Below are 9,908 nucleotides of genomic sequence, written 5' to 3'. Positions count from 1 at the left end.
CCGCCCGCCCGCCCGGGCGACAATTCCCCCAGCGCGACGAAAGGATCGATGACGTGAGGCCCGCCGACAGCACAGCCGTGGAGCAGCCGGTCCGGGGCCGGCCCCGGAGCGAGGCCGTGGAACGGGCCATCGTCGAGGGCGTGATGAAGCTGCTCGAGGAGGGCGTCCCGCTCGCGGAGATCTCCATCGAGCGCATCGCCCGCACCGCCGGCGTCGGCAAGGCCGCCATCTACCGGCGCTGGAGCGGCAAGGAGGCACTCTTCGTCGACGTGCTGCGCACCGCCGAGCCCGACGACCTGGAACTCCCCGGCACCTCCATGCGCGAGGACCTCATCGTGCTGCTGGAATCGCTGCGCCGGCGGGGACTCGTCAACCGTTCCTCGGCCATCCTGCACAACGTGCAGGCGCAGATGAAGAGCAGCCCGAAGATCTGGGCCGCCTACCAGAACACCGTCATAGCACCCCGGCGCAGGCTGGGCATCGAAGTCCTGCGCCGGGGCCAGCGCAACGGCGAACTGCGTGCGGACGTCGACATCGACCTCGTCAACGACCTGTTCGTCGGCCCGATGCTGGTGCGCGCCGTCCTGCGGCCCGACACCGACCTGCCCGAGGACCTGCCCGAGCGTATCGTGGACACGCTGCTCACCGGACTACGCCCCGTCAGCCGGCCTCTCCCGTAACGCGCGTGTGCGCGTTTCGTCACAGACCGCGCCCTGTGCCCCGGGTCAGGAACCCCCGGGAGCGCCCCGTTCGTCCTCCTGCCCGTACGGCCGTCACGAGACGGCGAGAACGAAGCCGAACATCGCCTAGGGTCGTACCCGGGGGGACGTACGGTGTGCACGGCAGGCAGTGAGGCGACGGTATGGCGCAGCAGGCGTACATGACGGAGACGGACGACAACGGCGGCTCGGGACACGAGCCTCGGGGAGCCCGGCTCCGGCGCCTGATCGGACGCCTCGTCGGCCGGCTGTCGACGGGCTGGCGCGGTGATCCGCGCATCTGGCGGCGCGGTCTGGTCCTCACGGGCGTCGCGCTGGTGCTCGCCCTGGTGATGCTGCTGCACTCGCGCATCCCCAACCGGTTCGGCAACCTCGGCAGCCTCACGGAGACGTTCCTGCCCTGGATCGGCGTCCTCGTCCCGGTGCTGCTGGTGCTCGCGCTGGTGCGCAGGTCGGCGACCGCGCTGATCGCCGTCGTCCTCCCGGCCGTGGTCTGGGTGAACCTCTTCGGCGGACTCCTCGTCGACCGGACCGGCAGCGGCGGCGACCTGACCGTCGCCACCCACAACGTCAACGCGGACAACCCCGATCCGTCCGCCACCGCCCGGGACGTCGCCGCGTCGGAGGCGGACGTGGTGGCGCTCGAGGAACTGACCGCCACGGCGGCGCCCGTGTACGAGAAGGCGCTGGCGACGACGTATCCGTACCACTCGGTGCAGGGCACGGTCGGCATGTGGAGCAGGTACCCGCTGAGCGCCGTCAAGCCCGTCGACATCAAGCTGGGCTGGACGCGCGCGATGCGGGCGACCGTGGCGACGCCGCAGGGCGAGGTCGCCGTCTACGTCGCCCACCTGCCCTCGGTGCGGGTGAAGCTGCGGGCCGGGTTCACGGCCCGTCAGCGCGACACGAGCGCCGACGCGCTGGGCGAGGCGATCGCCGACGAGAAGCTGACCCGGGTGATCCTGCTGGGCGACCTCAACGGCACCATGAACGACCGCTCGCTCAACGCCGTGACCTCGCAGATGCGCTCCACGCAGGGCGCGGCGGGCAGCGGCTTCGGGTTCAGCTGGCCGGCGTCGTTCCCGATGGCCCGCATCGACCAGATCATGGTGAAGGGCGTGGAGCCGGTCACCTCCTGGACGCTGCCGCGGACCGCGAGCGACCATCTGCCGGTGGCGGCGCGTGTGAAGGTCACCACACCGTAACCGGGGCGTCGCCCGCCGGAATACCGGGCCGGGGAGACTTTGTTCCGTACTTGAACATACGAAACGTATGATGAACGGAATCCGCTCTCTCTGAAAGGCAAGTTCTTCATGCCCCTGGCCCTGCTCGCCCTGGCCGTGGGTGCCTTCGGCATCGGCACCACCGAGTTCGTGATGATGGGCCTGCTGCCCGAGGTCGCGGACGACCTGCACATCTCGATCCCGGCTGCCGGACACCTCGTCTCCGCGTACGCGCTGGGCGTCGTCATCGGTGCGCCGCTGCTGGCCGCGGCGACGGCGCGGATGTCGCGCCGCACGGTCCTGATGTCCCTGATGGGCCTCTTCGTCACGGGCAACGCGCTCTCCGCGCTCGCCCCCGACGACGGCTGGCTGCTGGCCGCCCGCTTCCTCAGCGGACTGCCGCACGGCGCCTTCTTCGGCGTGGGCGCGGTGGTGGCCACCAACCTGGTCGCGCCGGAGCGCAAGGCCCGCTCGGTGTCGCTGATGTTCCTCGGCCTGACGGTCGCCAACGTCGCGGGCGTTCCCGTCGCCACCCTCATGGGCCAGCACCTCGGCTGGCGCGCGACCTTCCTCGGCGTCAGCGTGATCGGCCTCGTCGCCATCGCCGCCCTGGCCCTGCTCATCCCGCGCGACCACGCCCAGGCGCCTGCCGTCGGCCTGCGCCGCGAGCTGGCGGCCCTGCGCTCGCTGCCCGTGTGGCTGGCGCTCGGCACCACCGTGGCCGGCTTCGGCGCGCTGTTCTCCGCGTACAGCTACATCACGCCGATGCTGACGGACTCCGCCGGCTTCGCCGACTCCAGCGTGACGCTGCTGCTCGCGCTGTTCGGCGTCGGCGCCACCGTCGGCAACCTGCTGGGCGGCCGCCTCGCCGACCGCGCGATGCGCCCGACCCTGTTCGCCGGCCTCACGTCGCTGGTCCTGGTCCTGGCCCTGTTCCCGCTGCTGATGACGACGGCGTGGGGCGGCGCGCTCGCCGTGGTCCTGCTCGGCGTGGCGGCGTTCGTCACGGGTTCCCCGCTGAACCTGATGGTGATGGAGAAGGCGGCCGACGGCCCCTCCCTCGCCTCCTCCGCCAACCAGGCGGCCTTCAACCTGGCCAACGCGGGCGGCGCCTGGCTCGGCGGCCTGGCCCTCACGGCCGGCTTCGGCGTCACCTCGCCCGCACTGGCGGGCGCGGTCCTGGCCGTCCTCGGCCTGCTCGTCGCGGGCATCGCGTACGCCGTGGACGCCCGCCGCACCCAGCGGCCCGCCTCCCGCGACCGCGTCGTCGCCACCCACCACCCCCGCCCGGCGACGGCGGAAGCGCACCACTGACAACCGGGCCCGGCCCCCTCAGGGGTCGGGCCTGTCCGGCGCCTGCCGGGTGGGGTGTGCGCGGCGGGACGGGGCGTGGCCCCGGCCTTCAGGGGCGCGGGGAACTGCGCGACCGGCCACAGCGGGCCCGCACGTTCCCAGCCCACCGGCCCACGGGCCCGCGCCTTCCACCGCCCCACCGGCCACGGTCTGCCGGGCACCGGTACCGGCCCACCGGTACCACCGACCGGTACCCGCCCGCCGGGCGGCAGCCCCGCTCACTCGTCGAAGCGTGCGAGGTCCCGCAGCCAGGCCGCCGCCGAACTGTCCGACGGCGCCCGCCAGTCACCCCGCGGCGACAGCGAACCGCCCGCCGACACCTTCGGCCCGTTGGGCATCGCCGACCGCTTGAACTGGGCGAACGCGAAGAAGCGGCGGCAGAAGACCTCCAGCCAGCGCCGGATCTCGGCCTGGTCGTAGGCCACCCGCTTGGCGTCGGGGAAGCCGGCAGGCCAGTCGCCGGCGTCCGCGTCGTGCCAGGCGTGCCAGGCCAGGAAGGCGATCTTCGAGGGCCGGAAGCCGTAGCGCAGCACGTGGAAGAGCGTGAAGTCGTGCAGCGCGTAGGGGCCGATGCGGGACTCGGTGGACTGCATCTCCTCGCCCGGCACGAGCTCCGGGCTGATCTCGGTGTCGAGGATCGCGGAGAGCGTCCGGCCGGTCTCCTCGTCGAACTGCCCGCTGCTGACGACCCAGCGGATCAGGTGCTGCATCAGCGTCTTGGGCACGCCCGCGTTGACGTTGTAGTGGCTCATCTGGTCGCCCACGCCGTACGTGGACCAGCCGAGCGCCAGCTCCGACAGGTCGCCGGTGCCCAGCACGATGCCCCCGCGCTGGTTGGCCAGCCGGAACAGGTAGTCGGTGCGCAGACCGGCCTGCACGTTCTCGAAGGTGACGTCGTACACCGGTTCGCCGGAGGCGAAGGGGTGGTCCATCTCCCGCAGCATCAGCCGTGCGGTGGGCGTGATGTCCAGCTCGGCGGCGGTGACGCCGAGCGAGTTCATCAGCTTGTGGGCGTTGCCCTTGGTGTGGTCGCTGGTGGCGAAGCCGGGCAGGGTCCAGGCCAGGATGTCGCTGCGCGGGCGGCCCGCCCGGTCCATCGCTCGGGCGGCGACGATCAGCGCGTGCGTGGAGTCGAGGCCGCCGGACACCCCGATGACCACCTTGGGGCCGCCGATCGCCGCCAGGCGCTGCTGGAGGCCCGCGACCTGGATGTTGTACGCCTCGTAGCAGTCCTGCGCGAGCCGGTCGGCGTCGGCCGGCACGAACGGGAAGCGCTCCAGACGGCGGCGCAGCCCCAGGTCCGTCGACGGCGGGTCCAGCTCGAACTCGACCGTGCGGAAGTCCGAGGTGCGGGCGCGGTGGGTGCGGCGGTTGTCGTCGAAGGTGCCCATCCGCAGCCGCTCCTGCCGCAGCAGGTCGAGGTCGACGTCGGCGACCGCGTACTCGTCGCCGGGCGGGAACCGTTCGGTCTCCGCCAGCAGCACGCCGTTCTCGTAGACCATGGCCTGGCCGTCCCAGGACAGGTCGGTGGTCGACTCGCCCAGTCCGGCCGCCGCGTAGACGTACGCGGCCAGACAGCGCGACGAGGCCGAGCGGCACAGCAGCTTGCGGTCCTCGGCCCGCCCGACCGTGATCGGGCTGCCCGACAGGTTGACGAGGACGGTCGCGCCGGCGAGGGCGGCCTCCGCGCTGGGCGGCACCGGCACCCACATGTCCTCGCAGATCTCCGCGTGCAGCACCAGGGCGGGGACGTCCCGCGCGGCGAACAGCAGGTCGACGCCGAACGGCACGGCCTCGCCGCCCAGACGGAGGGAGCCGCCGCGCTCGTCCGCGCCGTCGCCGATCTGCCGGCGCTCGTAGAACTCCCGGTAGTTCGGGGGGTACGACTTGGGGACGACGCCGAGGACCCGGCCGCGGTGCACGATCACCGCGCAGTTGTAGACCCGGTTGCGGTGCCGCAGCGGGGCGCCCACGACGAGGACCGGCAGCAGGCCGGCCGACCCGGCCACCACCTCCTGGAGCGCGGCCTCGACCTCGTCGAGCAGCGCGTCCTGCAACAGCAGGTCCTCGATGGAGTAGCCGCACAGCACCATCTCCGGGAAGACGGCGACGGCCACCCCCTCCTCGGCGCACCGGCGCGCGTGGCGCAGGACCGCTTCGGCGTTGGCCGGCGGGTCGGCGATGACGGTGTGACCCGTGCATGCGGCGACCCGCGCGAAACCGTGCTGGTAAAGGGACCAGAAGTTCGATTCAGGCACGGGCCCAGTGTAATCGTCAAAGCGACGCGATAGGGGGTGCGGGCAGCGTGTGCCGCCCCCGCGCGGGCCGGGCGTGCCGAAGGGGCGCGGGTGACCTGCACCCGCGCCCCCTCGAGAAGCCCGCCCGCCGCGCCTGGGCGCGGCCGCGTGCCTCAGTGCTTCTTGTACGAGTCCACGTAGCCGTTCGTGGGCGTGCCCACGCCGGTGACGTCGTCGTAGCCCTTCACCGCGGACAGCGAGCTGTCCTTGCCGAGGCTGCGCACGGAGGTCAGCAGACCGCCGCTCGCGTCGATGCTGTTGGCGAAGTCGACGCGCACGACCGCGAGTCCGGACCCGGTCGGGTTGTCCGTGACGTCGTGGTAGACCCGCGAGCCGAACTTGGAGTAGATCGACGGGTTGGCGAAGCCGATCGCCGTGCCGCCGCGCGCCTCCTGGGCCAGCGCCTGCACCGCCGCGATGACCGGCGCCGCCAGCGAGGTGCCGCCGATGCGGTACTCGCTGTACTGCTGGGTCCCGTCCGGGAAGGTCTGGGTCTGGCCGACCCGGAAGCCCGTGTTCGGGTCGGCGATCGCCGCGATGTCCGGGACGACGCGGTTGCCGGCGGCGTTGTTGGCCGTGGCGAGCGCGTTCGGGACGACGCCCTTCTGGTAGTACGGCTGGGCGACCGTCTTGCTGGTGCCGCCGCCCGCGCCCGAGGTGAACGCGCCCGGGAAGCCCGTCCAGCTCTTGCCGTCGGCCGACAGCGAGGCCTTCTCGGTGCCCCAGCCGGTCTCCCACAGGTACTTGTCGTTCTTGCCGACCGCCAGCGAGGTGCCGCCGACCGCCGTCACCCACGCCGAGTTGGCCGGAGTGTCGACCTGCTTCGTGCCGGTGTTGGCGACTTCGTCGCCGTTGTCGCCGGAGGAGAAGTAGAAGCCGATGCCCTCGACCGCGCCGAACTGGAAGACCTGGTCGTAGGCGGCCGCCAGGTCCGGCGTCTGGTTGGCCTCGATGTCGCCCCACGAGTTGGAGACGATGTCGGCCAGGTGGTTGTCGACGACCTTGCTGAGCGAGTCGAGCAGGTCGTCGTCGAAGCAGGACGCGGCGCCCACGTACGTGACGTTCGCGGCCGGAGCGACCGCGTGCACGGCCTCGACGTCGAGGGTCTCCTCGCCGTACCAGCCGGCCGCCCCGCACTCCTCGGTCTTCGTGTAGTTCGCCGGCAGGACCTGGCGCAGCTGGCCGGTCTTCCAGGACGCGTCGCCGTGCGCCTTCGCGTACGTCGCCGCGTCGAAGGCGATCGTCGGCGAGGCGTAGGCGTCGGTGATGGCGACGCGCACGCCCTTGCCGGTGTACTTCCCGGCCCCGTAGGCGGACCGCAGCTGCTTGCCGGTGTAGCCCTGCACGGCGTACGGGATCTTCTTGCCGTACGCCGACGGGAGACCGCTCGCGATGGTGGAGCCGTAGTACGAGGAGAACGGCCCGGAGTTCTTGAACACCGCGTCCGGCGGCGGCAGCTGGTCCTTGGAGGCGGCCTTGTGCGGCGCGTTGTCCAGACCGGTGACGGTCAGGACGGCGCCGTCCAGGCTCGCGGGAGCCGTCGCGCTCTTCGCGGGCGCGCGGTAGGTCCGGGACCCCTTGGCGAAGTTGTGCAGCTGGGTGCCGAACGCCTTCTCGGCGGCGGCGACGTCACCGCTGACGGAGACGTAGTGCCGACTGGTGCCGGTCACCTTCAGACCGGCCGCCGTCAGCCACGACTTGACCGCTGCCACCTGGGCGTCGGTGGCCCCGAAGCGGGCCTGCGCCTGCTCGGCGGAGAGGTACTTGCCGAAGGCGGCGGAGTGCGGGTCGGAGACCGACTTCGCGTACTGCGCGAGGCCGGCCGCGTCGCGTCCCGCGAGGTAGACGCGGGCGGAGACCTGGGCGCTGTCCGCGGTCGCGCCCTTGTCCGCCTTGGCCGTGGCCCATGCGGGCTTGGTCCCGGCCAGCGTGTCACGGGCCGGGCCGTCCGCGGCGTGCGCCGCGGGTATGCCGAGCGCCAGCGCGCCGGCGATCATGGGCAGTGTCGCCGCCATGCTCGCTCCGGCGCGCAGCGTGGCGCGATTGGATCTCATAGGACCCCCTGTATGTGGTTCGACGCGAGTGGATCACCCGACGTGCTGGCCACTCTTGCGACGAACGCTTCATGCCTGGGGAATGCGAACACCAAGAAGCGGCCAAGTGACCGCTTGCTGGGCGGATTTGGCGGATACGTCCGTGAAGTCGAGGGAAAACCCTATGAATTGACCGAGGGGTCGCACACGGCCCGCCCCTGTCCCGGTTCCTGTCCCTGCCCCCGCCCTTGGCGCGGCCGGTTCCGGGACCGCTCCCGCTACGGCTTGGCCCCGCGCGCCTTCAGCATGTCCGTCATCAGGCCGATCTCCGACTGCTGGGCCTCCACCATGCCCTGCGCGAGCCGCTTCTCGACGTCCACCGTGCACCGGTGCACGCAGCCCTCGGCCATGTGGATGCCGCCCTTGTGGTGCGCGGTCATCAGCCGCAGGTAGAACACCTCGGCCGCCTTGCCGTTCAGCGTCCCGAGCTTCTTCAGCTCGGCGTCGGTGGCCATCCCGGGCATCAGCGCGCCGTCCCCGCCCCCGCTCATGCCGGCCATGCCCATCCAGCCCATCGGCCCGTCCGACGACACCTTCGGCAGCTCCCACAGGTCGAGCCAGCCGAGCAGCATGCCGCGCTGGTTGGCCTGCGTCTGCGCGATGTCGTAGGCGAGTCGCCGCACCTCCACGTCGGTCGTGCGGTCGCGCACGATGTACGACATCTCGACGGCCTGCTGGTGATGCACGGCCATGTCGCGGGCGAACCCGGCGTCCGCCGACGCGGCGGCGGGGACCTCGGAGCCCGCGCCGTCCGCGCCGCCCTCGCCGGCCACCGAGTAGGTGACGGCCCCCGCGGCGACGAGCACCCCGGCCACGGCGACCGCCACGCCCGCGTACCTCACCGCGACAGACCGCCCGTGCACGCCGCGCCCGGCTCCGGCGTCTGCGCGCCCTGCACGAACTTCTCCAGGAACGTGTCCACGTTCGGGTCGCTCGCGCCGGTCACCGTGCGCTGGTGTCCCCACGCGGTGAGCATGATCGGGTCGGCCTGGTCGTCGTCGGGGCTCATCAGCGTGTACGGCGTCTTCTCGACCTTGGCGGCCAGGGCCGCCACGTCGGCCTTGGGGGCCTTGGCGTTGTACGTCACCCAGACCGCGCCGTGCTCCAGCGAGTGCACGGCGTTCATGTCGTCGACCGCCTTGGTGTAGACGTCGCCGTCGCAGTTCATCCACACCTGGTTGTGGTCGCCGCCGACCGGCGGCACCGTCGGGTAGTGGACCCTCTTGGTGACGTGCGTACGCCCGAGCTTGCCCTTCCAGGTCCTGACCCCGTCCGCGCCGGTGGCGAACTTCCCGTCGGCCGAGGACGCCTTGGCGTCGGCGCTCCCCTCGTCCTTGGACTGCGACTTCACGACGAACACCCCGCCGGCGACGAGGGCGGCGACGGCGACGACGCTGCCCGCGATCACGAGAAACCGGTTGCGCCGCTCACGGGCCAGCTCGGCCCGCCGCATCTCCTCTATGCGCGCCTTGCGCGTGGCGTTGGTGTTCTGGCTGGCGGAACCCATGAGGCCTGTCCTTCTGGGGAAAGGGGCGGGACGGTCGGGACGCTGCTGACGTACGGGTCAGCTGATCGTAAGGGCGGGAGGGGCCGCGTCGTAGACCGGTCGACGCCACGGATCGGATCCGCGCTTAATTTGAAGGCGAGATGCGCATTATCTACGCTTCGGTGCATGCGGCTGCTGCGATCCACCGACCTGGCACTGCGCGTCCTCATGCGGCTCGCGGTGACGGGCGACGACCCGGCCGCCACCCCCACCACCCGTGACGTGGCCGCCGCCATGGACGTCCCCTACACGCACACGGCCAAGGTCGTCGCCGAGCTCCAGCACCTCGGTCTGCTGGAGGCCCGCCGGGGCAGGGGCGGGGGCCTGGCGCTGACCGGGACGGGCCGTACCGCCTCCGTGGGCGCGGTCGTGCGCGCCTTCGAGGGCGACGGCGACGTCGTCGACTGCGAGGGGAGCGTCCCCTGCCCGCTGCGGTCGGCCTGCCGGCTGCGGGGCGCCCTGCGCCGGGCCCAGGAGGCGTTCTTCGCCTCCCTGGACCCCCTGACGCTCGCGGACCTCGTGGCCGACCCGACGGGCCCGCTGCTGCTCGGCGTCTCCCCGCCGCCCCGGGCAGACGGGACTTTCGAAACACGCCCTAGCTGTATTGACCCGCAGCGTTGTTGACGCGGCTGATGGGCGGGTGTCCGTCCAGCGCGGTGTGGCAGCGATGGTGGTTG

General features: G+C 72.1%; 8 protein-coding genes. 4 read left to right on the top strand and 4 right to left on the bottom strand.

Going from position 1 to position 9,908, the window contains the following annotated elements; all coding sequences use genetic code 11:
- The first annotated feature begins 143 nt into the window (after positions 1 to 143).
- The 3 genes from KMS84_RS35810 to KMS84_RS35800 all read left to right on the top strand — a co-directional run bounded on the left by KMS84_RS35810 (position 144) and on the right by KMS84_RS35800 (position 3,256).
- Positions 144 to 680, top strand: a complete 537-nt coding sequence (locus KMS84_RS35810; RefSeq protein WP_256920708.1) for a TetR/AcrR family transcriptional regulator — start codon at positions 144 to 146, stop codon at positions 678 to 680.
- Between the two features lie 182 nt (positions 681 to 862).
- Positions 863 to 1,924 (top strand): endonuclease/exonuclease/phosphatase family protein, encoded by a 1,062-nt coding sequence (locus KMS84_RS35805; protein ID WP_256920707.1) that lies wholly within the window; start codon positions 863 to 865, stop codon positions 1,922 to 1,924.
- A gap of 108 nt (positions 1,925 to 2,032) precedes the next feature.
- Positions 2,033 to 3,256: an MFS transporter gene (locus KMS84_RS35800; protein WP_256920706.1), complete on the top strand. Its 1,224-nt coding sequence runs from the start codon at positions 2,033 to 2,035 to the stop codon at positions 3,254 to 3,256.
- A 257-nt stretch (positions 3,257 to 3,513) separates the two neighbouring features.
- On the opposite strand, the gene KMS84_RS35795 is transcribed toward KMS84_RS35800, so the two are convergent.
- The 4 genes from KMS84_RS35795 to KMS84_RS35780 form a co-directional block, all read right to left on the bottom strand.
- Positions 3,514 to 5,553: an NAD(+) synthase gene (locus tag KMS84_RS35795; protein ID WP_256920705.1), complete on the bottom strand. Its 2,040-nt coding sequence runs from the start codon at positions 5,551 to 5,553 to the stop codon at positions 3,514 to 3,516.
- Positions 5,554 to 5,705: 152 nt separating this feature from the next.
- Positions 5,706 to 7,646, bottom strand: a complete 1,941-nt coding sequence (locus KMS84_RS35790; protein ID WP_256920704.1) for a S53 family peptidase — start codon at positions 7,644 to 7,646, stop codon at positions 5,706 to 5,708.
- Positions 7,647 to 7,903: 257 nt separating this feature from the next.
- On the bottom strand, positions 7,904 to 8,512 hold the full coding sequence (locus KMS84_RS35785) for a DUF305 domain-containing protein (protein ID WP_256920703.1): 609 nt from the start codon (positions 8,510 to 8,512) through the stop codon (positions 7,904 to 7,906).
- An 11-nt stretch (positions 8,513 to 8,523) separates the two neighbouring features.
- Positions 8,524 to 9,192, bottom strand: a complete 669-nt coding sequence (locus tag KMS84_RS35780) for a thioredoxin-like domain-containing protein (RefSeq protein ID WP_256920702.1) — start codon at positions 9,190 to 9,192, stop codon at positions 8,524 to 8,526.
- Positions 9,193 to 9,357: 165 nt separating this feature from the next.
- On the opposite strand from KMS84_RS35780, the gene KMS84_RS35775 reads away from it, so the two are divergent.
- Positions 9,358 to 9,855 (top strand): RrF2 family transcriptional regulator, encoded by a 498-nt coding sequence (locus tag KMS84_RS35775; RefSeq protein WP_256920701.1) that lies wholly within the window; start codon positions 9,358 to 9,360, stop codon positions 9,853 to 9,855.
- Positions 9,856 to 9,908 lie beyond the last annotated feature (53 nt).

Source organism: Streptomyces hilarionis (genome assembly GCF_024539675.1).
Classification (GTDB): domain Bacteria; phylum Actinomycetota; class Actinomycetes; order Streptomycetales; family Streptomycetaceae; genus Streptomyces; species Streptomyces hilarionis.
This window is presented reverse-complemented; position numbering and strand designations above follow the sequence as displayed.